The organism is Rubritalea squalenifaciens DSM 18772, assembly GCF_900141815.1.
Taxonomy (GTDB): Bacteria; Verrucomicrobiota; Verrucomicrobiia; order Verrucomicrobiales; family Akkermansiaceae; genus Rubritalea; species Rubritalea squalenifaciens.
Genome location: NZ_FQYR01000003.1, coordinates 139,829 through 165,203, shown reverse-complemented (window position 1 = coordinate 165,203; position 25,375 = coordinate 139,829). Strand labels below are relative to the sequence as shown.

The 25,375-nt window shown below is 53.0% G+C and carries 20 protein-coding genes; 13 read left to right on the top strand and 7 right to left on the bottom strand.

The window, feature by feature from the left end:
* Positions 1 to 8: 8 nt before the first annotated feature.
* Both BUB27_RS06110 and BUB27_RS06105 read right to left on the bottom strand, forming a co-directional pair.
* Positions 9 to 1,550: an ATP-binding protein gene (locus BUB27_RS06110; RefSeq protein ID WP_143158688.1), complete on the bottom strand. Its 1,542-nt coding sequence runs from the start codon at positions 1,548 to 1,550 to the stop codon at positions 9 to 11.
* A gap of 6 nt (positions 1,551 to 1,556) precedes the next feature.
* Positions 1,557 to 2,234: a response regulator transcription factor gene (locus tag BUB27_RS06105; protein WP_200797078.1), complete on the bottom strand. Its 678-nt coding sequence runs from the start codon at positions 2,232 to 2,234 to the stop codon at positions 1,557 to 1,559.
* Positions 2,235 to 2,353: 119 nt separating this feature from the next.
* On the opposite strand from BUB27_RS06105, the gene BUB27_RS18885 reads away from it, so the two are divergent.
* Positions 2,354 to 5,878, top strand: a complete 3,525-nt coding sequence (locus BUB27_RS18885; protein ID WP_159434827.1) for a cadherin repeat domain-containing protein — start codon at positions 2,354 to 2,356, stop codon at positions 5,876 to 5,878.
* A 521-nt stretch (positions 5,879 to 6,399) separates the two neighbouring features.
* Positions 6,400 to 6,780 carry a VOC family protein gene (locus BUB27_RS06095; RefSeq protein ID WP_143158687.1) on the top strand — a complete coding sequence of 127 codons (381 nt, stop codon included), beginning with the start codon at positions 6,400 to 6,402 and terminating at the stop codon, positions 6,778 to 6,780.
* Positions 6,781 to 6,791: 11 nt separating this feature from the next.
* Here BUB27_RS06095 and BUB27_RS06090 read toward each other — a convergent pair whose 3' ends face one another.
* Positions 6,792 to 7,919, bottom strand: a complete 1,128-nt coding sequence (locus BUB27_RS06090) for an AraC family transcriptional regulator (protein ID WP_143158686.1) — start codon at positions 7,917 to 7,919, stop codon at positions 6,792 to 6,794.
* 156 nt (positions 7,920 to 8,075) lie between these two features.
* Here BUB27_RS06090 and BUB27_RS06085 point away from each other — a divergent pair, with 156 nt between their 5' ends.
* From BUB27_RS06085 to BUB27_RS06070, 4 genes are all read left to right on the top strand, one after another.
* Positions 8,076 to 8,792 carry a PEP-CTERM sorting domain-containing protein gene (locus BUB27_RS06085; RefSeq protein WP_143158685.1) on the top strand — a complete coding sequence of 239 codons (717 nt, stop codon included), beginning with the start codon at positions 8,076 to 8,078 and terminating at the stop codon, positions 8,790 to 8,792.
* 118 nt (positions 8,793 to 8,910) lie between these two features.
* On the top strand, positions 8,911 to 10,350 hold the full coding sequence (locus BUB27_RS06080; protein WP_143158684.1) for an arylsulfatase: 1,440 nt from the start codon (positions 8,911 to 8,913) through the stop codon (positions 10,348 to 10,350).
* Between the two features lie 55 nt (positions 10,351 to 10,405).
* Positions 10,406 to 10,630 carry a hypothetical protein gene (locus BUB27_RS06075; RefSeq protein ID WP_143158683.1) on the top strand — a complete coding sequence of 75 codons (225 nt, stop codon included), beginning with the start codon at positions 10,406 to 10,408 and terminating at the stop codon, positions 10,628 to 10,630.
* A 338-nt stretch (positions 10,631 to 10,968) separates the two neighbouring features.
* Positions 10,969 to 11,871 carry a PEP-CTERM sorting domain-containing protein gene (locus tag BUB27_RS06070; RefSeq protein ID WP_143158682.1) on the top strand — a complete coding sequence of 301 codons (903 nt, stop codon included), beginning with the start codon at positions 10,969 to 10,971 and terminating at the stop codon, positions 11,869 to 11,871.
* Positions 11,872 to 11,947: 76 nt separating this feature from the next.
* Here the strand turns inward: BUB27_RS06070 and BUB27_RS06065 are convergent, their stop codons facing one another.
* From BUB27_RS06065 to trpE, 3 genes are read right to left on the bottom strand one after another with little or no spacing between them, the layout of a single operon-like run.
* The gene (locus tag BUB27_RS06065; RefSeq protein ID WP_143158681.1) at positions 11,948 to 13,213 is read right to left on the bottom strand and encodes a hypothetical protein; all 1,266 of its coding nucleotides are present in this window, start codon (positions 13,211 to 13,213) and stop codon (positions 11,948 to 11,950) included.
* Between the two features lie 20 nt (positions 13,214 to 13,233).
* Positions 13,234 to 13,806, bottom strand: a complete 573-nt coding sequence (gene pabA / locus BUB27_RS06060; protein ID WP_143158680.1) for an aminodeoxychorismate/anthranilate synthase component II — start codon at positions 13,804 to 13,806, stop codon at positions 13,234 to 13,236.
* A gap of 27 nt (positions 13,807 to 13,833) precedes the next feature.
* The gene (gene trpE / locus BUB27_RS06055; RefSeq protein WP_200797104.1) at positions 13,834 to 15,294 is read right to left on the bottom strand and encodes an anthranilate synthase component I; all 1,461 of its coding nucleotides are present in this window, start codon (positions 15,292 to 15,294) and stop codon (positions 13,834 to 13,836) included.
* A 235-nt stretch (positions 15,295 to 15,529) separates the two neighbouring features.
* On the opposite strand from trpE, the gene BUB27_RS06050 reads away from it, so the two are divergent.
* The 4 genes from BUB27_RS06050 (at position 15,530) to BUB27_RS06035 (ending at position 18,781) form a co-directional block, all read left to right on the top strand.
* Entirely contained in the window at positions 15,530 to 16,798 is a 1,269-nt protein-coding gene (locus BUB27_RS06050; RefSeq protein WP_143158678.1) for a hypothetical protein, read from the top strand.
* A 70-nt stretch (positions 16,799 to 16,868) separates the two neighbouring features.
* A complete protein-coding gene (locus BUB27_RS06045; RefSeq protein ID WP_159434826.1) occupies positions 16,869 to 17,462 on the top strand; it encodes an RNA polymerase sigma factor in 594 nt (197 codons plus the stop codon).
* A 12-nt stretch (positions 17,463 to 17,474) separates the two neighbouring features.
* Positions 17,475 to 18,122, top strand: a complete 648-nt coding sequence (locus BUB27_RS06040; RefSeq protein ID WP_143158676.1) for a hypothetical protein — start codon at positions 17,475 to 17,477, stop codon at positions 18,120 to 18,122.
* Positions 18,123 to 18,172: 50 nt separating this feature from the next.
* Positions 18,173 to 18,781, top strand: coding sequence for a 3'-5' exonuclease (locus BUB27_RS06035; protein ID WP_143158675.1), 609 nt, complete (start codon positions 18,173 to 18,175; stop codon positions 18,779 to 18,781).
* Between the two features lie 782 nt (positions 18,782 to 19,563).
* Here BUB27_RS06035 and BUB27_RS06030 read toward each other — a convergent pair.
* Entirely contained in the window at positions 19,564 to 22,419 is a 2,856-nt protein-coding gene (locus tag BUB27_RS06030) for a GNAT family N-acetyltransferase (protein WP_234991728.1), read from the bottom strand.
* A gap of 232 nt (positions 22,420 to 22,651) precedes the next feature.
* On the opposite strand from BUB27_RS06030, the gene rplM reads away from it, so the two are divergent.
* From rplM to BUB27_RS06015, 3 genes are all read left to right on the top strand, one after another.
* Positions 22,652 to 23,080, top strand: coding sequence for a 50S ribosomal protein L13 (gene rplM, locus BUB27_RS06025; protein ID WP_143158673.1), 429 nt, complete (start codon positions 22,652 to 22,654; stop codon positions 23,078 to 23,080).
* Between the two features lie 24 nt (positions 23,081 to 23,104).
* The gene (gene rpsI, locus BUB27_RS06020) at positions 23,105 to 23,500 is read left to right on the top strand and encodes a 30S ribosomal protein S9 (protein ID WP_143158672.1); all 396 of its coding nucleotides are present in this window, start codon (positions 23,105 to 23,107) and stop codon (positions 23,498 to 23,500) included.
* 151 nt (positions 23,501 to 23,651) lie between these two features.
* Positions 23,652 to 25,262 (top strand): ABC-F family ATP-binding cassette domain-containing protein, encoded by a 1,611-nt coding sequence (locus BUB27_RS06015; protein ID WP_143158671.1) that lies wholly within the window; start codon positions 23,652 to 23,654, stop codon positions 25,260 to 25,262.
* Positions 25,263 to 25,375: the final 113 nt, after the last annotated feature.

Sequence of the window (25,375 nt, the reverse complement as noted above, 5' to 3'; positions counted from 1 at the left end):
TCAGCAATTTACGAACGACACCGACCTAAAATCCTTTCCACCGGTAATATCACCCGAAATACCGTCTCCACACTAGGCTTACTACACACTTCAAAGCTGCCGCCGTGTGCTTGCACAATGGCTTGGCTAACCGAGAGCCCTAGCCCCACATTTTGCCGCCCGTCTTCATTGCTGCGGGAACTGCTCTCTTGGAAAAAACGGTCGAACAAACGATCCAGATTACCCGGCTGAATTCCTTTGCCGTTGTCGCTCACCTCGATGATCGCTTCTTGCTCCCTTACCTCACACCGCAATAGGATGGCAATCCCTCCCCCATTGTGCTGGATCGCATTATTGATCAGGTTCGTCACCACCTGCTCCAAGCGGAAGGGATCACATTCGATATCGCCCCCCCCAAGTTGGACCTTAAGTGTGCACTCTTGCTCTAACACGTAGGGCGTTAGCTCCTCTTGTAGTGCCGTCAGGAGGGTTCGCAGCTCGACAATCTCATAATCCAGATCTACCGCACCGGAATCATAAAGCGTGAGCTCGATCAGCTGCTCGGTGATGCGTTGAATTCGCCTACCTGAACGCTGACTGATCGTTAGAATCTGGTCATATTCCTTCACGCTGCGCTCACGCTTCAACCCCAAAGCTAGCTGCGCCATTAGCGATGTTAGAGGAGTTCGCAGCTCGTGAGAAGCATCCGCCGTGAAGCGGATCTGCCGCTGAAATGCCCCCTCGAGCTTACCGAAGGTTTCGTTCAGATTCTCCGCCAGCTCACCCAACTCCGAGACTCTACCCATCGCCATCGGCGAAATTCTGACTCCGAGCTTGCCGTCGGCTATTTCAGAGGAGGCTCGTTCGATCTCCCGTAGCGGACTCAGGCAGCGTGAGACCATCAGCCAGCCCACACCCGTCCCAAGTAAAAACACACCAACAACCCCTCCAACTATCTGCAACCTAAGTAAATTCAAACCCTTATAAAACCCTTCCATATCACGCCCGATCAACACTCGGAACCGTGAGGTCCCATGATACAGCTCGCGAAACTCATTCACATCCACCTCCCGAAACCGCACAAAATACCCGACCCCCAGACCCTCCGGGAAACCCACTGCTGGAAAGTTCGACGACTCCTGCACGTCCTCCGGATTTCGATAATTCGCCACTCTATAGTAGTAACCCTGCGGTACCAGCACCTCCTCGAAGATTTCAAATCCTCGTGCAGTCGCCTGCGGCCCATCCAGCTCGGTCACCGGCGAACCGGATAAGCTCTCGCGCCGCACCCAGCCATCTACCTCCCCGTGCTCATCAAGCGGTTCCTCCGCTGCCGGCGGCGGCCCTCCTTCCCGACCGACTCTCCCGCGCGGACCCCGCCTTTCGTGCAAGCGCTCCTCGTGCAGCTTGGCCCCGACAATCATCGGCGCGAATTGGTCAATCTGCGTGTCCAACTGGGTCAACCGGTGATCCTTCTCATAAAAATAAAATCCCAGCCCCAGCGCCAGCAATACCAAGAACAAAATCAGTCCGTGCCAGACCTGGATGCTCGCTTTTAAAGTCAATTTCATGAACACTTACTCCACAGGTATGACGTAGCCGAGCCCACGTCGGCTCACGATGAAATCCTTGCCCAGCTTGCGCCGGATATGATGAATCTGCACGTCTATCACGTTCGAAAGCCGGTCATTATCCTCGCTGATGATCGCTTCCGCAAGCTCTTCACGCGAAATGACTTGCCCAGCCCGCGTGGCCAAATGCGCCACAATCCGATATTGCGAAGCTGTCAGAGATATTTGCTCGCCCCGCAGGGAAACCGTCTGGTCCACCGTATTTACTACTATTTGGCCCAGCTCGATGCAATGCGCCGCTCGCCCCGTCGCCCGCCGGTGAAGCGCATACAGCCGCGCCACCAGCTCGCGCTCATCAAAGGGCTTACTTAGGAAATCATCCGCCCCGCTGTCCAGCCCGCGGATACGATGATTGATCTCGCCCAGCGCTGTCAACATTAGCACAGGCGTTAATATCCCCTTTACACGCAGGCGTTCGATCACTTTCCAGCCATCCAACTCAGGCAACATGACATCCAGCACGATCACATCGTATTGCCACTCACTCGCCCGATAGAGCCCCTCTGCTCCATCCACCGCTGCATCGACGACGAATAGTTCCTCCTCCAAGGTTTGCACCAAACTTTGGCGCACATCTGCATCATCTTCAATAACTAGCACTTTCATGGTCTTCTCCAGCAGCATGCCCAACACCCTAGCAAGATGAAGATTAATCTTTTCTTAAGACGAGTACAAAAAGGCAAATTTAAAGAATTTTCCCAATCTTAACGGTTTCTTAACACTCCACTGACTAAAACGGCAATATGGAACTCCGCTCACTTCTCACCCTGCTGCTGACCGCAACCGCTGCCTCCGCCTTTCCCTTCGATAGCTCCCAGGACGACCTACCGAGCAATGTGGCCGTGACCGGGGCAGGTTCGCGCACCGAGGGAGTCGTGGAGACCTACAACATCCCCATCACCGACTGGCCTGATCGCATCACCCTCACCGTCCAAGGGGCCGACGGCGGCCGCGCCAAGGCCACCAACAACGACACACCGGACAAATCAGGCGCTGGCGGTGGCGGGGCACATTTCCAGGTGAGCTTCAACATCGACCCCGCAGACGAAGGAGCCCTAAGGCCAGGAGGGCAGCTGCGCTTCATCCCCGGCAGCAAGGGCGAAACTCAGAACAAATCCGAGATCGCTGCCGGGGGCGGGGGCGGCGGCAGCGGCGTCTTCTACCGCGCTCCATTGGAAAATGCACAATGGGAGCCACTCATCATCGCCGGAGGTGGCGGCGGTGCGGCAGCGGTCACAAAAGTCGGCGCCTCATCCAATTTCGGCAAGGACGGGGGCAATGCTAACCTCGAGATCTCTGGCGATGATTCCTCACTCAATGGCGGCGACAACGGCACCTCCGGCGGCAGCTACGTCAACTCCGCCACCAGAGTGAGCGACGGCGCGGGAGGCGGTGGTGGTTGGCTGAATGGCATCACCGGCACAGTCGAAGGAAATGCCGGCCGTAACGATGTTGAGAACCCCATAGGGGGCTTCGGCGGCGCTCCCATCGAGACTGGTTCCGACGGTGGCCACGGCTGCGGAGGCGGAGGGGCCGGCTACCGCTACGACGGCAATGGCATCTACGGCTCCGGTGGTGGCGGAGGAGGAGGATACTCCGGCGGCGGCGCGGGCAGTCACACCGGCAACAGCAGCCTGGCCGGAGGCGGAGGCGGCGGCAGCTACGTCGACTCACGCGCGATCGTGCGCGCCCTCTTCACCCGCAACGGCGACAACCAGCAGGGCTTCATCCTCATGACTAGCAAGCGCTTCCCCGGCTCGGAAAACACCTCACTGGCCGCCCCCGTGATCACCCTCAGCCCGAGCACCACGGTCGAGATTGCCTACTCGCAATATCTCGCCGACTTCAGCGCGGCCCTGCCAGAATTCTCGGCCACCGATGTTTATGGAAATTCGGTGACGGTCACGCCCGGCTACAACACCCAGATGCTCAGCGGCATCCCTGGCAGCTACGGAGCCTCCTACGGCGCCACCGACCAGTTCGGCAGCTCCGTCATCGTCGGCCAGACCATCACCCTGCTCGCGCCGACCAAACCCACCTTCAGGATCGCGGGCAACCAAACAGCCTACGAAGACTCCGGGAAGTCCCGCATTCACAACTTCGCCACCAACTTCAACACGCATGACCAAGGCCAATCCTTCGTCCGCTACGACGTCACCAACGACAACAACGACCTCTTCGAGATCCAACCATGGATCGATGCCAGCGGTCAGCTCACCTTTGAGACCAGGGACGATGCCCACGGCACGGCAAAGGTAACCGTCATCGGCATCGACGACGAGAACCTCCCAGACTACGGAGCCTCCGAGGCCCGCATTTTCACCATCACCATCCTCAACGTCCCAGATCTTCCTTTCATCAGGGATTTCACCGCTTCCATCGCCGAGAATACCACCACCGCCACAACGGTCATCGCCAATGATCCGCTGGGCGGCACGCTCACCTACTCGCTCCCCGAGGGCAGCGAGGACAATGCCTTGTTCCTGATCGACCCCGCCACCGGCGCTCTAAGCTTCCTTCAGGCCCCAGATTTCGAAGATCCAAGGGATGTCGGCGGAGCGGATGCCGACAACACTTACGAAGTAGTCGTCGCAGTCACCAATACGGACGGCACCACCACCCGCAGCTCCGGCATCGCTGTTACCAATGTTGACGAAGCCCCCGTCAACCTCGCCCTCAGCAATCAAAGCATCGCCGAGAATGAAACCTCCATCGGCACGCTCAGCGCCACCGATCCAGAAAGTTTCGGCCTCACCTTTAGCATTACCCCTGGGAGCGACTCCGCCCGGTTCGCCATTGATCCCTCATCTGGCGCGCTCAGTTTCATCACCGCTGCGGATTTTGAAAACCCGAGCGACGCCGATACCGACAACATCTATCTAGTGACTCTTTCAGTCTCCGATGGCGAAAACACCACCTCAGCTCTCTTCGCCATCACTGTGGTGGATCGCTCCGAAGGTCCTACGGACATTGAACTGAGCAAAGACTACGTCGCCGAGGGAAAAACCGCCATTGGCACCATCACCGCCACTGATCCAGCAGGCGGCACACCCCGCTTCACACTTGCAGGCGGCGACGACCGCTCCCTATTCACACTCGATGAAGAATCTGGTGCCCTCTCCTTCATCTCAGCACCAGATTTCGAATCTCCCGCCGATAGCGATGGCGACAACCACTACGAGATCACCATCCGCATCACAGGCGACGAAGGCCACGTCTTCGAGCGCTATACCATCGAAGTCTACAACCAGCTGGAGGCCCCACGGAACGTCACGCTCAGCTACAATCAGGTTCTCGAGAACACCACTGCCATCGGCACCGTCAGTGCAGAGGATCCATCTGGCGGAGGACTCAGGTATTCAATCTTCTACACAGCCGACAATGACCTATTCACTCTAGACAGCAACACTGGTGTCCTCAGCTTTCGGAACGCACCGGATTTCGAGAATCCGCACGACTCCAATCGTGATGGGGCCTATGAGATAGCCATCCTTGTCGAAAACTCCGAAACGCGTATACAGAAAAACTTCACCATCACTGTCCTCGACGAGAACGAAAGCCCCACCGACATCCAGCTCAGCAGCACCAGCATTGAGGAAGGTCTGACCACCGTCGGCACCATCACCGCCAGCGACCCCGAAGGCAGTCGCGTCTTCTACACTGGCGCCGGTGGTGCCGATAGCTCGCTCTTCACGGTCAACTACACCACCGGCGTCCTAAGCTTCCGTTACGCACCAGATTTTGAGGCCCCAACCGACAGCGATGGCGACAACATCTACGAGATTGCCATTCGCATCACCGACAACAGCTCCAGTATCATCGAGACCTTCCTCATCACCGTCACCAACCGTGAAGAACCCGCCCTCGATGAATTCCGCAGCACTTACGGAATGGCTGTCGACGGCTCCGATGACTTCCTCGATTGGTCGAACAATGGGATAAAAAACATCCTCTACTACGCCTTCGGCCTCGGCGATCCTAACAACGCCAACATCGACCGCAGCCGTCTGCCCGCAGGCTCGAAAGAGAGCGACAACTTCGCCTTCAGCTACATCGAACCCATCGCCACTGGCACTGGCATCAGCGTTACCCCCGTCACCTCCACCGAGCTCAGCACCTGGCAAACACCCACCGAACTCGGTGAACTCCCCACCAACACCACCACCGAAGACCTCGGCGATGGCTACCAACGGGTGAGCCTAACCTTCCCACTCCAATCCACTCCTCGCTTCTTCAGCGTTGAAGCTTCAGTCGACTATGCGGAGTGATAAACTAAAGGGATCAACAAAGGCCCCATCGGGGGTACTCATCGCTGTAGTATGGCTTTCTTCATAGATATTCTAGTTTGAGTAAAATGACTCCTATAAAATCTCCTGCAAATTAACTCATCAATACCGACTAGATCGACCATGTGCGACAGGACATAGAGTACAGGGGGGGGCTTAACTGACGCGTTTAAGAAAAACCCGCTATCTGTGAGCTTCAAAGAGTGGCAGGTGTTCCCCAATACGACCCTCGCCTACCTTGAACCAAGGTGCCGGCTCATGTTCGACACACTGCATGAAAAATCCAAGGAGTCCACGACTCCCTTTTCCCGATTGAATTTCCTTACAAGCCTCATTGCACCATTGGGAGCCCTTGGTCGCAGGAAGCACTGCACTCCATTGATAGCACCCCTTTTCCTCAAGAGTCCTTTCTTATTACCTCCATCAGATTTCTTGAATTGAACAACGATACCTTGGAGTGTATTCCATTAGCCCAGTTTAACCTGACCTGATACACCTTCCTCATGAAACTACAGAAAGCTGCTTTCATCGCATTCCCGGCATCTGATTTTGAAGTCTCGCTCAGATTCTACCGTGATCTACTTGGGCTTCCTCTTGTAAAGGAAGGGAAGGATGACTTTTCGAGGTTCGCTCACTTCGACTGCTCCGGATTCGGCATCCATGTTTACGAATGGACGAAGCCATTCAACCGCGCTCATACTGGTCTTCAAATCTATGTCGATGATGTGGACCAATTGCATGCTGAACTCAAATCCCAGGGAGTGAAGTTCAGCGGAGAAGTCCGGGATGAGCCATGGGGCGGCAGGCAAGTCACCATTGCCGATCCTGACGGCAACCTCTTTGATCTACTGAACTCCGACTTCGAAGAAATACTCAAGTCCTAAGACTGGGTTTCTCAAAGCTTCAGCCTTTTCCGATATTCCCCTGGAGACATCCCCTCATGCTGGCGAAAGACTTTATAGAGGGCTCGTGCACTGCCAAAGCCTGAGCGTTCGGCCACGATTTCCATCGTCAGGCCTCCTTTTTCTAACAAACGCTTGGCCTCACGTAATCTCATCAACTGGATCTCTGTGGCCGGGCTAGCCACCGCATGCCGCTCAAACACTTTATAGAGATTCCTCAGACTCATTCCTGCCAAATCCGCCAAGGCATTGCAGCTAAAGTTTTGATCCAGGTAGTTCGCCTTAAGTTCAAGCATAGCACGGTGATAGGCCGGGTCTTTCTGCTCAGCCACAGACATCGAGGTACTCTCCCGCTCCACCACCCCCAAAGGTTTAATGACATGAGGTTCGCAACTCACCTCTTCCCCATTCATCAACTGATCTAACAAAGATGCGGCTTTGTAGCCGACTCCGAAGAGATTATTATCCACACTACTGAGTTTGGGCCTCAGGTATTCACAGATGAGTGCATCATTCCGCACTCCCATCACAGAGATCTGACTAGGCACTGGCACCCCGCCATCCATAGCTGCCTGAAGAACTTCTGAGGCATATTCATCGTTCTGGCAGAATACAGCGGTTGAGCTGGGTAATCCCCTCACCCCCTCTACCAGCCAATCATGCCTCTCTCTCCAGTCTTCGTACTCGCAAACCAAGCAGATGCTATCATGACCTAGCTCGGATATTCGCTTCCTAAAATGTCTCATCCTCACCGACTCACTGTCTGCCAAGGGACTGAAACTCGCAAATGTGCGAAATCCATTCTCCAGGAAATAGTCAATCGCGGCATCCACTACCCCCTCATGATCATCTGAGACACTGGGCACTTTCATATCCTCATTTGAGGCATGCCCCAACTGTACCACCTTCCCTTTCAACCGCGGAATGTTCTGGATGACATCATCCACCAACTGCCCTCCTGTAATCACCCCATCTCCTGTCCATGAAGCAGGGATATGCCCACCTGCTGAGACCCGCTGAAAGTGAAGGTTCCAATGCTGCTCACCAGCATAGTGCGCCACCCCCTCGTGAATCTTGGGGTGATACCACAGCAGCGATAGAAGGACATTCTTTCGAGACATGTTGTAAGCATAAGCACGCCCAGCTCAAAGTACACGATAATTCACACAATTATGCACGTTAACGTATTATCCAGTGTAGCCAGCAGACTTAGGATGAAAGTACTGAGGTCTTCCAATCACTCTTAGACCAAAGTCTCGATCAAAACGTAAGAAAACATGATAAACACTAAACTCAAATCCCTTGGCGTGGTGTCCGGCACCATTGCATGTCTACTCTGCACAAGCCAAGCCGCAGTACTGGTCGGCTGGGATAACAACACAGCTACCGCAGGAGATGATCCTTGGGCAGCGACTTATCTGGATGCCAGTCTAAGCGGCGGCAGCATCGATATGAGCGATGGTCTCGTAGCCGGCCCAGGTGGTGGCCCCGGAAACACTGTCGCCATGAAATACGAAGGTTTTGCTACCACGACAACTACCCAAGCCGTTTCTGAGACAGAGAGCGAATACTTCGAATGGAGTGTCACTGTAGCCGGAGGCTTCCTTATGGATGTCACCAATCTGGAAATCGCTACGGCGAACCTGAATACAGCTGACACCCTCAAACTCGAGCTGCGCTCAAGTGTAGATGGTTTCGCATCCACCCTCGGGACTATACAACAGGGCACGAGCTCCGGCGACTTGGGAGTCATCACTTTCGACATCAATCAGTCCAACCTCACCGGAAATGTCACTTACAGACTGTATGGCTACTGGGACGCGGCTGACGCTGGCACAGAAGGCACCAACCTGCACTTCCGCACAGACAAAGCCAGCCTGGATAGCGGTCACTTGATCGCGATGAATGGTGGCCTTACCGCTGTACCTGAGCCTAGCTCAACCGCTCTACTTGGTCTATCAGGCCTAGCATTGATCCTCAGACGCAGACGCTAGATTTCAGCCTCCACATCTCTGCCTCTCATCAGGCAACACCCTCTACCAATAAAAACCCAGCCCCCAATTTTTCTCTCCCATCATTCCAACAAAGTCATTTATCATCTATAATCATCCAATGAAGCGTTCGCTATTAAAGACTTCCATTCTCGCCCTAAGCGTTTTTTCAGCAGAGCTGGCCTTCACACATGCCCAAGCCAAGCAGCCAAACATTATCTACATCAACACAGATGACTGGGGCATCGGCAAAGTCCCGTCCCTTGAGATGGATCCTGCCAGTCAAAGCATCATCAAGACTCCAAACCTTGATAAGCTGAAGGCCGATGGCATGACATTCACCAATGCCTATGCTGGTAATGCGGTCTGTGGTCCCTCCCGCTGCACCCTTCTCACTGGTAAACACCCAGGCAATGCCGCTTGGAGAGCCAATCGTAAGACTCTTCCAAGCTCCGTCTGGCCCATCGACACCCCGATGCTAGGAGAAGTCGCCAGACAGGCAGGATACAAAACAGCCGCATTTGGCAAGCTCTGCCACGGAGGAACTTCTACACCTGAGGAAATCACCGCCACAGGATGGGACTACTGGATGGGATTCCTGGGTCACATTGACTGCAGAGACTACTACTCCAGCTACATCTGGGAGAACGGCAAGAAGATCACTCTGCCAGCGAATGCTCCTGAACTGCTGAAAGGTACCAGCACTCTGGAAAAGCCTAAAGGATCCGGAGTTGTCGGCATGGGAAAAGGCACCTTCATCGAGGAACTTTACGCAGATAAGATCTGCGAATTCATGACCGAAAACAAAGAGGAACCCTTCTTTATCTACTTCGCCTCAGTCGTCCCGCATGGAGGTCCTCCCGGCGGCATGCGCGTTCCAGACCTTTTGGACTACAAAGACAACCCGAAGCTCACCAAGTACGAAAAACTCTACTGCGCCCTGCTTACTTGGCATGACCGCAGCCTTGGCAAGATCCGCGCCAAGCTGGACGAGCTTGGAATCGCCGACAACACCATCATCATCTGGACATCTGACAATGGCGACGAAAACTCCTATTACAGACGCACCAAAACCTTCGACGGCAATGGGCCTTTCCGCGCCATGAAACGCTCCCTCTACGAGGGAGGCATCCGAGCCCCGATGATCGCTGTGTGGCCAGATAAAATCAAGCCAGGTAGCAGCTCAGCACTCATCACGACCCAGGTCGACGTCATACCCACCGTGGCCGAAGCCGGAGGAAACCATGTCACCAAAGAGATGGACGGCATTTCTATCTTCCCCACACTCGCCGGTGAGCCTAACAAGCAAACCAATCGAGATTACATCTACTTCGAGTTTTACGAGACTGGCAGACAGCAATCAGTCCGTATGGGCAAATGGAAAGGCTACCGACGAGACGGGCTCAAAGGGAAAACCGAACTCTACAATCTAGATACTGATATCGGGGAAACCAAAGACCTCGCTGCGGAGCATCCTGATATCGTGAAGAAGATCGAGGAGATTATGGCCAAGGAGCACACCTCCCACCCGATCTGGAAGCTGCCCGGCCTCGACAAATAATTTGCATTCTGTGTTTGCACTATCCCCCTCTTCGCCATTTCGCTATATGTTAGAGATGAGCGAAGAGGAGGAAATTCCACACATCTATCATCTGGCAAAAGGTGTCAGCGAGAAAGATTACGTCAAAGCCCTGAGAGCTAGACGTTACCTTTGGGGCTCCATTACCATCATTTCCACAGTCATCGCCTTTGGAACATCCATTGGGATTTTTGCCTTCGGTATCGCTCTGGATCCGCAGCTCATGATTACTCTGGCAGGCCTTCTCTCTCTTGATGGCTAAAATTTTTGACCGGGCTTTTAAACTGAATACGGTACAGTATCAGACCTACGCCAAATGGCGGGCTATCAAGAAACATCGTCAGTCCGGCCAATAAGAATCCGGCCTATTCCAGTCCTCCTATTGCGGTGCACCTCTTCTTGAAGTGGTTCCGTTCAGTGCTCTCTGACTTTTTGGATCTCAAGTACACAAATGCGCGTACAATTATGCACGTTTAGGCCTTACCTCCTTACTCAGCAGTAACTAGTGTTTCTAGCATCCTGAAATTTCTATCCAGTCCTAAAAGGCTGAAAGACAGATCATCTCTCTATTTCGGGACACGCATAACCCAACACGCAAAAATGAAAGCACTAAAATTCATACCCATAATCACCCTCACTGCAATCCATGCACACGCTGCCACCAGCTTCATTGGAGACCCAATAGGAACCGATGACAGCCTTGGTATAGCCAGCAACTGGGACAATGGCCTTCCTGGATCAGGCAACGATGGCTCCATCTCCACTGACGGAGAACTCGGCAACATCTCCATCGCCAACGGAGGCTCCAGTGTCACCGTCACTCATTCCAGTGGAACCATTGGGGACCCAAATGATGAAATTACCAACTACAGGGATTTCTCCATCAGTACCTCTGGCGGCGGTTCACTCACCTGGCAGGTGGATGGAGGAAACTACGCTGAATTCCGCGTCTTCACGGTCGGTTCGGGCGTCACCCTGAACGTCACCGATGGCATCCTTGCAGGATCAGGTACTGGCGGTACTCGGCTCCAAGTCGCCTCTGGTGCAGTCGCAAACATCACTGGCGGCACATTCTCCGGCATGGGATTCTGGGCCGACGGCAGCACCATCAACCTTCTCGGTGGAACTATCGATAACTTGGTCAGCAATACCGTAATAAGAACCTACAATGGCGGCATCTTGAACATCGGCGGTGACTTCTCCATCAATGGCATGGCCAGCACAGCTGTAGGCAACAACAACAACTTCTTTACAGCTTCCGAATGGACCATCGCAGCTGACTGGACAGGCAGCATGACCAATGAAGCTTGGGGCAGAACGGAATGGGTTACTGAAATCGAATCCACTACCCTCACTGTGGGCGGCGTCCAGATCAATGATTCCAACTTCGACGACTACTTCACGGTGAATGGAACTGGCACGTTAAGCGCCATTCCTGAGCCTTCTTCATCCGCTCTACTCGGCTTAGGTGGACTGGCACTCATCATGAGACGCCGCAAGTAAGACAGCAGCACTCTTACCTTTTAATCTCAGGAGCGGAAGCAAACCATTGCTTCCGCTTTTTTAGCTTTTGGCAGTTCTATTCCTCTACCACACAGGGCAAAAGAATACCGTCTTTCATACCATGGATCTTTTTCTTATCCGCAGGTACGATCGTCGCCAGAGTCCCCCCTAGCGAGGTCTGCCCTTTGCCATCTACAAAGTAGTATGGGCAGAGACGCACGCGCCCCTTCATCATGCGAAGCTCTCCAGACTCAGGATCGTAGTACGGATGCTCCACAATACGGCCAGCATGATACTCCTGCATGACCCATGGCTGGGTATTAAACTGGGAAACTGCCGTCTCGATGGCAGAAGCCCACTCGTCCCTGGGCATATCGTGTCCAATCTGCACACTCTTCGATCCCCAGGCGAGCTCACTGAATCCGCTGATCTTCACGACTAGGCGACGCTCAGTCTGGCTGAATTTCTTCACCTCATTCCAAGAATGTACTCCGAGGCTCGGCAGTGCGGCATGCGGCGGAAGCTCCTGAGGATCCATCATCCAGCCGAATGGCACGACGTCTTTTACTCGCTGGAGATGCTTGCCGCGCATCACCTCTTGCCAGAGTCCCTGCAAAGCTGGCGTCCAGAGCAGAGCCAGCCAGAGTTTCTCTTCAAGGTGCGGCTTACACGGACTTGTGAGATTCAACATACCCGCCAGGTCTTTGGCATGGGAAATATTCTCCCAGTCAAACCACTCAAAGAACCGGTAGGTATCCGCTTCGCTAGAAGTCGCCGTTTCAGCTGTCTCTACAAAGATATCGTTCCCCACTTGCTGAGCCAGCCATTCCATCTCCGGACGGTAATCCGCACTTTCCTCACTCACGAGGATACGGCCACCGTCAGGCATCAGGCTACGGAAGCCCTGGGGCACACCATCGCGACCACCAAAGATCTCAAAGCCAGCATCAGAATACATCTGGCTGAGCCAAGTCGTAATCCCCATACCACCAGGCACGCTGTCCAGCTCGGTAAGGGCGAAGCCATCCTCAGTAAGAATCAAGTCCGGCCGGATCACGCGCGGCACCACCTCGCGCATTCCAACCTGCTGCTGGTGCTGAACCATCCATTCCGGCTTGCCGGCGTCAAGAACCCCAGAGATCCATTTGGGCAAGCGCCCCATTGCGGAGCGCTGATAAATATTATCCGAAGCTTTTTGGAACTGCGCCAGCGGATGCCCAAGACTTTTCACCATGCGTGCTTCACGCTTGGTAAGCTTGAAGGGCTCGGGAGAATACAGCCAGTCAGCTCCTTGCCTCAGGCCATATTCCGGTATCGCGGCTTTGATTTCTTGAAGTTCCAAAATGTAATCTAACTCGTTCGTTAGGAGATTTTGATATCCAGAAAGTTCTGGAGCATCTCTCTCCCTCTTTCCGTGAGGATGGACTCCGGGTGGAACTGCACTCCGTGCACTTCCAGCTCTTTGTGTCTCAGCCCCATGATCACCCCGTCTTCAGTCTCGGCTGTAATTTCAAGACAGTCAGGCAGAGTGTCACGCTTCACGATAAGTGAGTGATAACGTGTCGCTGTTAGAGGGTTTGGCAAGCCGCGGAATACACTTTTTCCTTCATGGAAGACCTTACTGGTCTTTCCGTGCATCAACTGCTCAGCGCGAATGACGTCTCCGCCATAGACTTGGCCAATGCTCTGATGACCGAGGCAGACTCCAAAAATTGGAATCTTCCCTCCGAACTCACGGATAACATCACAGCTCACGCCCGCCTCGTTCGGCGTACATGGTCCCGGAGAAATACAGATGTGGTCTGGAGCCAGCTCAGAGATTTCCTCCAGTGAGATCTTGTCATTGCGGACAACTTTCATTTCCTGACCCAGCTCACCAAAGTACTGGACCAAGTTGTAGGTAAAGGAGTCGTAATTATCGATGACTAACAACATGGTAAATTTGCTTCTACTACTAGGGTTCTACTTGGACTGAGCCGGGGTAATTGTCTTAGCAAGCCCCACTGCACGGAGCATCCCTTTGGCCTTGTTGCAGGTTTCGTTGTACTCGTAGGTGGGATTACTATCCGCCACGACTCCGGCACCAGCCTGGACATAGACTTTGCCGTCCTTCACCAAACAGGTTCTCAGAGTAATGCAGGAATCATGTCCCCCATCCCAGCCGAAGTAACCAACCGCACCACTGTAGGTGCAGCGCTTGTTCTTCTCCAGCTCGTTGATGATCTGCATAGCGCGAATCTTCGGCGCACCACTCACGGTACCTGCCGGGAAAGTCGAGCGTAGCACATCATAGGCGCTGTAGCCATCGGCTAGATCACCATGCACGTTACTCACAATGTGCATCACGTGGCTGTAGCGTTCCACGATCATGAAGTCATCCACCCGCACGCTGGCGTGCTTGGCAATGCGACCTACGTCGTTACGAGCCAGATCCACCAGCATCAGGTGCTCGGCGCACTCCTTCTGGTCGGCCAGCAAATCCGCAGCAAGAGCATCATCCTCTTCCTTGGTCTTGCCCCTCCAGCGCGTGCCCGCAATCGGGCGGATATCGATACGACCACCGATGGAACGCACGTGCACTTCCGGAGAACTCCCCACCAGGGAGAAGCCTTCCAGCTGCAAAATAAACATGTAGGGAGACGGATTCACATGGCGCAGAGCACGGTAGAGATCTACCGGGCTACCATGGTAATCCGCCTCAAACCTCTGGCTGGGAACAACCTGGAAGGCATCTCCAGCGGCGATGTATTCCTTCGCCTTAAGAACCATCTGCTCATACTCAGCTTGGGAAGTATTACTCTTCAGCTCCGGCTGGTCGTAATCAGCCAGACCATTGAGAGCTTCCACATGAAGCGGCTCATCGATCTTGGCAATCATCGATTCGATATTGGCGACAGCCTGCTCATAGGCAGCGTCCACACTCTCAGCTTCATCAATGAAGGCATTCGCCACCACCAGCATGCGGCGCAGCTTCTGGTCAAAGACGATTAGCGTATCCGCCAGCATGAAGACCGCATCCGGCAGACCGAGATCATCCTCTGGTGTCTGCGTGATGGATGGCTCGAACTGCTGGACCGCATCATAGGAAAGATAACCGACCATGCCGCCATAAAATGGAGGAGCATCGCCGTGCGTGACCGGCTTGTACTTCGCCATCAGCTTCTCCAGCTCAGCAAGCACGTCTGTCTCTGCGGTAATGAACTGAGTATCGCTGCCCTCTCGCCAGCTGATTTCCTTACCATTTGCCTGAAATACAGCCTTTGGTCTGCTACCCACAAAGGAATAACGACCGCCTGCGTCTGTACTTTCGGCGCTCTCTAGCAAAAACGCACCCGTCTCATCCGCCACTTTGACATAGGCGGACATAGGTGTCTCGAAATCCGCAGCAAGCTGCGCGTAGACAGGGACAACATTGCCCTGCATCGCGAGGCTGCGAAACTCTTCAATACTCGGTTTTACCGGACATCCGTTCACGCCAGAGACAATGATTCACCTCGCTTAACATGCAAGATCGAATTCGCGGCATACACAGGCACATTTTCAATTATACTGAGATTTGTGTAACCTAGACTCTGTATTTGGAGAATCCTCTGCAGAATAACACTTCAGAGAACCACTCTCGCTCGTGTTCACCAATTACAATCCCTCTTAGACAACCATGAAAAAAAGACACCTTATCGCATTCCCAGCAGCCGCCCTCATCGCAGGCAGCACACTCAATGCCCAATCCGTCAACCCCGACCTTAATCAGGCGGCCAGCAAGGTAGACCTCTCCGGCAGCTATGTGGAGCTAAACCGAGTCGATGGCGACATCCAACTTCTCACTGAGTACCTGCAACTCATAGTCGAAGTCGCCCGCAAGAACGGCGAGGACATACCAGAGAATTTTGATATCGCCAAACTCATGACGGCGACTGGACTGGATTCCCTCAAGGCCACAGCCATGAGCAACACCAAACAAGGTGACATCTGGCTGAACCAAGCTTACCTCCAGACTGATGGTAGCGGTATCTTTTCTATCGTCGGTGAAACCAACAAACAGTACACCGCCCCTACCATGTGCCCTGCCGGCACAGACCTCGCCCTCCAGCTGACCCTGGACCTGAGAAAGGCACCAGAAATTGCTCGTAAGGTAGCCGAGTCGGTAGGCAAGAAAGACACATTGGAATCCCAGATCACCATGGAGCTCCCAGACTTGGGACTCTCCATCGAGGACAGCCTCAAGAAATCTCACACCGTCCTCAACCTCGCCATCGACTTGGATCCCACCAAGACCATCGCTCTCGGCGAGAACAAAATGCCGAGACCCAATCTCGTAGCCCGTGCAGACGGCCTAGTCTGGCTCTGGGACAAATTTGGCGATGAACTAATTCAAAGCCAAGGAATGCCTCTGAAAAAAACCGAAAAAGATGGAGTCATCACTTACGCTGTTCCGGAAGATATGGCCCCAGCTCTCCAAGGTTACGCCCCGCTACTGGTCGTCGATAAGAACAAGGATCAAATCTGGGTAGCGAGCTCAGCCGATTTCTTGGCCAAGTCTCAAACCTCAGGCCAGCAACTCGCAGACGACCCTGCCTTCAAAGCAGCTTGGGCAGGCATGCCCGCCACAGGCAATTCCATGGCATACATCTCGAAGGAACTCGTCAACCAACTGGAAACACTTTATAAAACAGCTGAGAAAGAAGGCCTTCTGAATGATGAGGACTTCCAGAAAGCCAAACCTCTCATCGACCGACTGATCCAAGATCTTACCAAACCAAAAACTGGTTACGTCTTCGCTTTTGGTAATGACGGCAGCGGCATCCATCTCGCCAACAAAACAGCATTCCCATCCAAGTATGGCCGCTACCTCCAGTCCGCCATGCCTATCATCGAGAAATTCCAGAAAGAAAAATGCGAGAAGGACAAGGACTCTCACGAAGAATAAACCTCCTATAGACTAGATCACCCTGTGCATGGCACCTCCGGCTTCGCCAAGTGCCATGCACAATCTCACCATGAGCGACATACACCACATGAGTCTCCCCACCGAAACCACAGACGAAGAACTCGTCCGCATGGTTCTGGCTGGCTGCACAAACTCATATCGCTCCATTATTGCACGCTATGAGAACAAGCTCATGGCCTTCCTCCTCAAGCGCCTGAATGAGAGGTCTGATGCCCAAGACGTATGCCAAGAGACCTTCATCGCAATCTATCGCAATCTGGAGTCCTTTGACACGGAGAAGTCTTTTAGCGCCTGGATCTACGGAATAGCCCGCAACAAAGCCAACGACCATTTTCGTAAGCTCAAGCCTCTCCCCGAACCTGCCAATGCCTCAGACATTCTTAGCACAACCCCTAGAACCGATCTGGACTCCAATGAGCAAGCAGAAGTGTTCTGGGACGAAGCCAGACGCCTCCTATCAGACGACCAATTCACAGCTCTCTGGCTCCACTACCAGCAAGAGATGCCGGTCAAAATGATCAGCGAGACTATGAAGCAAAGTCCCTCCAATGTAAAAATCCACCTATTCCGCGGCCGCAAAGCGCTCGCTCAATCCAGCCTTCTTGCTGAACAGCACGAGCTAGCTGCCACTGTGAACCACTAAACTATTCCCACCATGAAAGACACCTGTGAACAAACTATGATGCGCCTCTCAGATCATTACGATGAAGGGAATACGCTGACAAGTGACCTTGTGCAACATATCTCCGCCTGCCCGGAATGTGCCGAGTTCCATCAACAGTGGGGACCTGCTGGCTCACTCTCCGAACTAGCCAGCATCACGCAATTTGCGGAAACGCCTGCAGACTTGGCAGACACAATCATGGCTGAGATCAACACACGCCAGACTGAGCCGAAGCCATCAGACAAGACTAGTATCCTAAAAATCTGGATACCACTCGCTGTCGCGGCCTGCATCGGGCTACTCATCGCCATTCAGCCAGAAACGCAGCCACACGCTCAATCTCCAACCGCATATACTCAAGAGACTCAGACTAGTCATCAACAGCAAGCTACGCCCAAAGACCTTTCTCAAGTCAAACTTGCTATCAACAGCCTGCCTATCAATCAGGAGAAAATTTCCATCTCACTTCACACTATTAGTGAGTCTGGCACGGAGCTGATCAACGAACGATCCAAGCAAATATCCAAGCTAGCATCTGGCATTGAGCATTTCTCCACCAATCTCAGCAAGATGATTCCCCGCATCCCAGCAGACTCCAATGAGCAGACCTCTAATCTCCCACTAGATCTGCGAGCTTAAATTTTGCACTCTCAGAGATTTCCAGGTTGATCACTGACTGTGCAACAGGCATGACTCGAACGGTGATCCGAGAGACGATATTCACGGCTATTGATTTTGAATCCGCAGGTACTGCCAGCGGAAAGACTGACGCCCCCGTGCAAGTAGGCACCACCTCCTGGTCACTGGATGATGGAATCTCAGACACCTGGACTTCCTACATTCATACGGATCAGGATATCACTTGGTCGGCTCAGAAGGTACACGGCATCACTCGGGATGATCTGAAGGATGCCCCTAAACTCATGCTGCTCTGGCCTCACCTGAAACGCCGACTGGCTTCCAGAGCAGTCGTCGCTCATGGGCATGGCACCGAGAAACGCTTTCTTAACGCCTTCCCGGGACACGGGTTTGGCCCCTGGATCGATACACTGCAACTTTCTCGTGCTGCTTGGCCCGAAATTTCCGACCACTCACTGGGGGCCATTTGCCAAACTCACAACCTTCACCATAGCGTGGGTAAAATCGTTCCAGACAGAACCTGGCACGATGCCCTCTATGACGCCGCTGCTTCTATCGTCTTGCTCGAGCACATCATCAACACCTTCGAGCTCCACCATTCTCCACTTAGCAGCTTGATCTCACCTGACACATCGGCCTGGCACCGTCTACGCCGCTGAACGAATACAGAAAAAGAATAAGGGCTGCAGACACATTGTGCGTCCACAGCCCTTAAATACCCCCCAAATGGTGATTCTGTTTTTACTCAGAAAATGCAATTCGTCAATCATTAAATGAATTTATTTTCATTATTTGCTCATTTTATTTCTCATCGACCCTCATTCAAACAACCTGTCAAAAAACTCCAAAAAAATAGGGCTGCAGACGGATTCATTCCATCCACAGCCCCAATACCCCCCAAATGGTGACTCTGTTTGTAGTCAGAAAACGCGATCCGTCAACCCAATAAATGAATTTATTTTCATTTTTGTAAATCTAATCGATAAAGCGCAAAAACACCCCAAAAGTATGGGTGCCTCCCCTGTAAAAAAAGAGCTGCAGGTGAAATGAATCATCCTACAGCTCGTTAACCCCCCAAATGGTTAAACGAAGTAATAGCGCATTCCTGGCACATGACAAGAATTAAATGAAATAATTTTCATGTACATTCTCTCACTAGCTAGAATCATCTTCACAATCACAGAAGATTCAGCCGTAGACAGCTTAAAACTCTGAACCGTATCAGACAGAGGCTCCACATTTCCACACTCTAGTTTGATGAATTAATTTTAACCACACAGTCTCTCCCAATCAGGAGAACGCACTCCTATGCTATAAAATTAAAGGGCTGCAGACGATCGAGATCATCTACAGCCCCTTATACCCCCCAAATGGTGATTAATGAAATACCCCGAAATTTCAGATTCGACAAGCATAAAATGAATCTTTTTTCACTTTAATGTCATTTCAGAGAGACCAGATGCTGCTGGACACACTCTTTCAGAGACTTCGGGTCATACCCCCCCTCAAGCACACTGATCAATTTTCCTCCGCAAAACTGGTCAGCATAACCCCTCACCAGATTGGTGAGCTTGGCAAATCCAGAGGGAGTGACAGACATGTCCGCCAAAGGGTCAGACGCGGAGGCATCAAAACCAGCGGAAATAATAATCAAATCAGGGGCAAACTCTTTCAGCCGTGCTTCGAGAGCTTTGCCCCAAGCTTCACCATAGGCATCATCACCAGAGCTAGCAGGCAAGGGAACATTCCAGTTAGATCCAGCCCCATCCTCAATGCCTGTCTCATTGGCGCTGCCACTGAATGGAAACACTCCGTCTTGATGCGTTGAAAAATAGAAGACCGTCCCATCTTCATAGAAGATATCCTGGGTCCCGTTACCATGGTGCACATCCCAATCGAGTATCGCCACTCTATCCGCATCGTGGCGGCTTTGTGCATACCTGGCAGCTATCGCGGCATGATTAAAGATGCAGAACCCCATTCCTCTGTCTTCCGTGGCGTGATGTCCGGGCGGCCTCACAGCGCAGAAAGCACGGCTGACTCTGTTCTCCATCACCTCATCCACCGCATTAAGGACTCCACCCACCGCGGCCATCACCACATCATAAGAATCCATGCATACCATCGTATCCCCCGTTCTTAATTGATCGGCAAAGTGCTCGATGTCGTATTTCGCCAGATCATGGTAGCTGGCAGAATGCGCCAAGAGAACCTCCTTCACCTCCGCCTTACGCTCAGCAATCCAAGTCACATCCCCTTCGACCTCTCCGATTGCCTCAAGCACGGCTTGGTATCGCTCCGGAGACTCCGGGTGCTCAGGCCCAGGCTGGTGCTTGAGTAGAAACTCGGACTTATAAATCCCCAATCCACGATCCTTGACACGAGCAGGTGCCTTCTTCTTTGACTGAAGTTCCATGGCAATACTCGCCACCGTCTGCCCCTTGAGCTCCTGCCTCGCCTGCCACTTCTGATACTGACGCACCAATTCAGCGACGCTCATGACATACTCATCACTGTCATCCTCAGGAATCCTCTCCCTCTCCGCGCCACGGCTGAAAAACAACTGAGCCATGGGTTTATTTTCTCTGAGCACACTGGCCCAGAAACGCTTCACTCCCCTCGCCTTTGCGATCACCGACATCTCAGACAAAAGGTAGTTGGCGATTCCTTTACGCCTTGCCTTCTCGTGCACGAGAAAGGCCACTTCAGCCGAGGTCTTGTCCCGATCCAAGTAGAAACGTCCGACCGCCCGAAGCTCTTCCCTGTGGCCGATCTTGTAAAAAATCCCCAGAGCCAGATCCCTAGATTGATCCACTGACGCCATTCGGTAGGCGGAACGCTCATCAAGCGCAGGAGCTGCATAGCCGTAGCGAAGGCGGATCGTTTCTTCGTCCTGAGCAAACAGGAACATCTGCAGCGAACGCACATCACTCGGGTGAAGAGGCCTCAGAATATAAGTCAGATTATCAAAGGTGATCCTCTTACTATCGATCTCCTGGGTAGCATCATTGATTCCCTTCGGATTAAATCCATAGATCTTGGGAATCCAGCCCTGCATCCTGGCCCCTTCCAAGAGCCCTTCGCGAGCACTGGGATGAGCAATCTCCACCAGGCGCAGCACCCGTTGACGAATCGTCTGCCCTACTAGGTTAGCCACCCCGTACTCGGTGACAACATAATGCACGTCCCCCCGGGAGCTGCAGACCCCACTACCAGATGTCAGACCGGTCACGATGCGAGAGGCACCATCATCATCTGTAGAAGCTAGTGCAATAATCGGGCAGCCGCCCTTACTCATACCCGCCCCACGAATAAAGTCCTGAGTAGCTCCGATCCCCCCATAGAAGCGATGCCCTCTGGAATCACGAACCACCTGCCCGGTAAGGTCGATCTCTCGCGCACCGTTGATGGCTACCATCCCTTTAAGCTTCCCGATACGATGAGGATTATTCACCCAATCACTGCGATAGAGCGCCAGTTCCTTATTATCCCTGACAAAATCATAAAGAGCCTGGGATCCCAGGCAATGAGACGCCACACTGAGCCCCTTCTGTGCCAGTTTCAGACTATTATCTACGGCACCAGACTTGGTCAGCTCCATCATCGCATCTGTGAAGCAACCTGTGTGAATACCCAGATTCCGATGATTCTTGAGCGAATGCAACACCGCCTGAGGGCTATTTCCCATACTCGCCTGAATAATGGAACCGTCATCGATGAGTTGGGCAGCATACTCCCCGATCTTGCGGTGATGCTCTTTATACTCCCATTGCTCAATCTCTGGTAACGGGGCGTCATGCTCGATCATCTTGTGAAGCTTCTTCAGTGGAATACGAGTATCCCCGAAGGTGCGCGGCACATGCTTGTTTACCTGAGCCACCACTTTTTTGGCTCCTTTCACCGCAGCACAGACCACATCGGCACTGACCCCCAGTGAAACCATCCCCTCCTCGTCCGGAGGACTCACCTGCACCAAGACTACGTCCAGAGGCAGCACGCCAGTACTGAACAAGCGGGGAATCTCAGACATCGGGCAAGGGGTATAATCCGCCCTGCCTTGGTCCACAGCATCAAACATCTTCCGGGAAAGAAAGAAACTATTAGGCCGGAAACTGCCCTCATACTTTTCATCCACCCATGGCATCTCCCCCAGAGTATGAATATGGATGAGCTCCACATCCTGAAAACTCTCATGCTGAGCCAGCAAATCCTCCACCAACTTCAAGGGAACACTGGCTCCCCCACCAATAAAGACACGTCCACCGTTCGGAATTAGCTTCGTCCACTCAATATCCATCTTCACAAAGCCCATTTAGCCTGCTAGACAGCTTTCTGACAAGCTAGCAAAACGCCGCAAACGCTTGATATTCCTTCGGAATACTTAACAAAGCTGAAAAAACCAAAAAGTCGGCGAGATTTCGATTGACACTCGGCGTTCTCGCTCCTAGTTTGCCCGCCCTTTCACGGCATAGGGAATTCGTTCTCCTGTGCCTACAACCTAGGAAAACAAGGAACCAGATTTAGGAACAATGAAAACATTCTCCGCTAAAGCTCAGGACGTAGAGCGCAAATGGTATGTGATCGACGCAGCTGACAAGGTGCTCGGTCAGGTCGCTCGCGAAGCTGCAGTTCTTCTTCGTGGCAAGCACAAGCCAATCTTCACTCCTCACGTAGACACTGGTGACAACGTCATCATCATCAACGCTGAGAAAGTTCGCCTCACAGGCAACAAAGAAGTACAGAAGATCTACACACACTACACAGGCTACGTAGGTAATCAGAAAGTCGAGAACCCTAAGATGGTTCGAGCCCGCAAGCCAGAGCTCCTCGTTGAGCGCGCAGTTCGTGGCATGATTCCACACAACAAGCTCGGTAACGCAGTTTACAAGAAGCTTCACGTGTACAACGGTGCCGAGCATCCACACACTGCTCAGAACCCAGAAAACTACGAAGTTTAGTCCTAACACAGAAGATTTTATATTATGAGCGCAGCAACAACCAACAGTGCTACAGGCCGTCGTAAAAACGCTATCGCCCACGCTTGGGTACAAGAGGGCACCGGCCAAATCACCATCAACAAGCGTGCTTTCGAAGACTACCTTCCTACTCTTTCCCTTCAGAACGGAGTACTCGAGCCATTCCAAGTAACCAAACTCCTCAACAAGTTCGACGTTAAAGTCACTGTTAAGGGTGGTGGTGTCACAGGCCAGGTAGGCGCTATCAAACTCGCTATCGCTCGTGCACTTATCAAGCACGACGCAGAGCTTCGCCCAGCACTTAAGGCAGCTCTCCTTCTTCGCCGCGACCCACGCATGAAAGAGCGTAAGAAGTACGGTCAGCCAGGCGCACGCAAGCGCTTCCAGTTCTCCAAGCGTTAATCCGCCTCAGAGAACATTGGAACGACCACTGGTTCCTTTTCAAAAAATCCGCATCTCTACTGGGATGCGGATTTTTCCGTTGTATCTTAGGAGACAGAAAACAAGCAACTTAGCACTTGAAACTTAAAGCACTTACCTCCAAACAAACCGCATGCTAAACATCCACCAACTCACCAAAACAGTCGGCGGCCGCACCCTCTTTGAAGACGCCAAGCTTACAGTAAACTGGGGTGAGCGCGTCGCTCTCGTCGGTCCCAACGGTGCAGGCAAGTCGACCCTCTTCCGCCTCATCCTCGGACAGGACGAGCCAGACGCTGGCACCATCGAGATGGATGAGTACGGCATCGTAGGTTACCTCTCCCAGGAATCCGGCGATCCAGGTGAAGAAACCATCATGGAGCTCGCTACCGGCATTACTCCAGAAGTCGCCAATGCCATGAAGGTCATGCGCGAGTGCGAAGCTAAGGGAGACCACACTTCCAAGGAATTTGCCGATGCCCAGGATACCTTCGACGCAGCCAATGGCTACGCTCTCGAACCTAAGGCCAAAAAGATCCTCGCTGGCCTCGGCTACAAGGAAGAAGAATTTAACAAGCCAGCCAAGGAATTCTCTGGTGGCTGGATCATGCGTGCGAATCTCGCCCGCCTGCTTGTCCAGGAGCCAGATCTCCTGATGCTTGACGAGCCTACCAACCACCTTGACCTCCTCTCCCTCATCTGGCTGCAGCGTTACCTGCAGAACTATCCAGGCGCTCTCTTCGTGATTTCCCACGACCGTGACTTCATGGACGAGATCATCGAGACCGTCTACGAAATCGACGAGCAGAAGTTCATCAACTACACAGGCAACTACTCCGCCTACGAAGTCGAGCGAGAGAAGCGCTACGAGCAAAAAGTGGCCAAATACCGCTCCCAGCAGAAGGAGATCGAGCGAATCCAGGAATTCGTGGACAAGTTCCGCAACGTGGGCTCCAAGGCCTCTCAGGTCAATGAGCGCATGAAGATGATCGAAAAGCTCAAAGCCAAGCTGGTCAAACCTCAGGCCCCACGCAAGATCTTCAAGTTCAACATCCCTGATCCACCTCGTTCCAACCAGATCGTTGCAGAGCTGAAGCAAGTCAAGCAAGCCTACGGCGAGAAAGTGATCTATGACGGCATCGACCTCATCATCGAGCGTGGCGACCGCACTGTCCTCGTCGGACCAAATGGTGCCGGTAAATCTACACTCATGAAGATCATTGCTGGCTATGTAGACATTCAGGGTGGCTCCTGTGAGCTAGGCTACGCCACCAAGATGGGCTACTTCTCACAGCACCGCGCCCTCTCCCTCAATGAGAGTAACACCGTGCTTGATGAAGTCATGGAGTCCGCTCCTGACCTACGTGAAGATGAGGCCCGCTCCATTCTCGGTTCCTTCCTCTTCCGCAGAAACGACGTCATGAAGCGCGTACGCGTTCTCTCCGGTGGCGAGAAGTCCCGCCTAAACCTGGTGAAGTTCCTCGTGAACCCGCCAAACCTCCTGCTCATGGACGAGCCTACCACCCACCTCGACATTCTATCTATCGAGGCTCTGGTACAAGCCCTCAAGCAGTACAAGGGCACTCTCCTCTTCATTTCTCACGACGTTCACTTCATCCGCAACCTCGCTGAGACCACCATCCACGTAAACAACGGCACACTCACTAAGTACGCCGGAGGTTACGACTACTTCCTCGAGAAGTCCGGACTCAACGACGACCGCAGCGCCGTCACCGCCTCCTAGTCCCCACTAAGAGCTATTCTTTACGGTCCCCGCAATTTGAGATTGCGGGGATTTTTTATCTGAATACCCAACCACAGCGTGAGCATTTCCTGACCGTATGCCGGGCCATGCAT

What these genes read in the sequence shown, in the direction of transcription:
- BUB27_RS06110 (WP_143158688.1), bottom strand. Translation starts at nt 1,550, where the DNA reads ATGAAATTGACTTTAAAAGCGAGCATCCAGGTCTGGCACGGACTGATT.
- BUB27_RS06105 (WP_200797078.1), bottom strand. Translation starts at nt 2,234, where the DNA reads ATGCTGCTGGAGAAGACCATGAAAGTGCTAGTTATTGAAGATGATGCA.
- BUB27_RS18885 (WP_159434827.1), top strand. Translation starts at nt 2,354, where the DNA reads ATGGAACTCCGCTCACTTCTCACCCTGCTGCTGACCGCAACCGCTGCC.
- BUB27_RS06095 (WP_143158687.1), top strand. Translation starts at nt 6,400, where the DNA reads ATGAAACTACAGAAAGCTGCTTTCATCGCATTCCCGGCATCTGATTTT.
- BUB27_RS06090 (WP_143158686.1), bottom strand. Translation starts at nt 7,919, where the DNA reads ATGTCTCGAAAGAATGTCCTTCTATCGCTGCTGTGGTATCACCCCAAG.
- BUB27_RS06085 (WP_143158685.1), top strand. Translation starts at nt 8,076, where the DNA reads ATGATAAACACTAAACTCAAATCCCTTGGCGTGGTGTCCGGCACCATT.
- BUB27_RS06080 (WP_143158684.1), top strand. Translation starts at nt 8,911, where the DNA reads ATGAAGCGTTCGCTATTAAAGACTTCCATTCTCGCCCTAAGCGTTTTT.
- BUB27_RS06075 (WP_143158683.1), top strand. Translation starts at nt 10,406, where the DNA reads ATGAGCGAAGAGGAGGAAATTCCACACATCTATCATCTGGCAAAAGGT.
- BUB27_RS06070 (WP_143158682.1), top strand. Translation starts at nt 10,969, where the DNA reads ATGAAAGCACTAAAATTCATACCCATAATCACCCTCACTGCAATCCAT.
- pabA (WP_143158680.1), bottom strand. Translation starts at nt 13,806, where the DNA reads ATGTTGTTAGTCATCGATAATTACGACTCCTTTACCTACAACTTGGTC.
- trpE (WP_200797104.1), bottom strand. Translation starts at nt 15,294, where the DNA reads ATGCAGGGCAATGTTGTCCCTGTCTACGCGCAGCTTGCTGCGGATTTC.
- BUB27_RS06050 (WP_143158678.1), top strand. Translation starts at nt 15,530, where the DNA reads ATGAAAAAAAGACACCTTATCGCATTCCCAGCAGCCGCCCTCATCGCA.
- BUB27_RS06045 (WP_159434826.1), top strand. Translation starts at nt 16,869, where the DNA reads ATGAGCGACATACACCACATGAGTCTCCCCACCGAAACCACAGACGAA.
- BUB27_RS06040 (WP_143158676.1), top strand. Translation starts at nt 17,475, where the DNA reads ATGAAAGACACCTGTGAACAAACTATGATGCGCCTCTCAGATCATTAC.
- BUB27_RS06035 (WP_143158675.1), top strand. Translation starts at nt 18,173, where the DNA reads ATGACTCGAACGGTGATCCGAGAGACGATATTCACGGCTATTGATTTT.
- BUB27_RS06030 (WP_234991728.1), bottom strand. Translation starts at nt 22,419, where the DNA reads ATGGATATTGAGTGGACGAAGCTAATTCCGAACGGTGGACGTGTCTTT.
- rplM (WP_143158673.1), top strand. Translation starts at nt 22,652, where the DNA reads ATGAAAACATTCTCCGCTAAAGCTCAGGACGTAGAGCGCAAATGGTAT.
- rpsI (WP_143158672.1), top strand. Translation starts at nt 23,105, where the DNA reads ATGAGCGCAGCAACAACCAACAGTGCTACAGGCCGTCGTAAAAACGCT.
- BUB27_RS06015 (WP_143158671.1), top strand. Translation starts at nt 23,652, where the DNA reads ATGCTAAACATCCACCAACTCACCAAAACAGTCGGCGGCCGCACCCTC.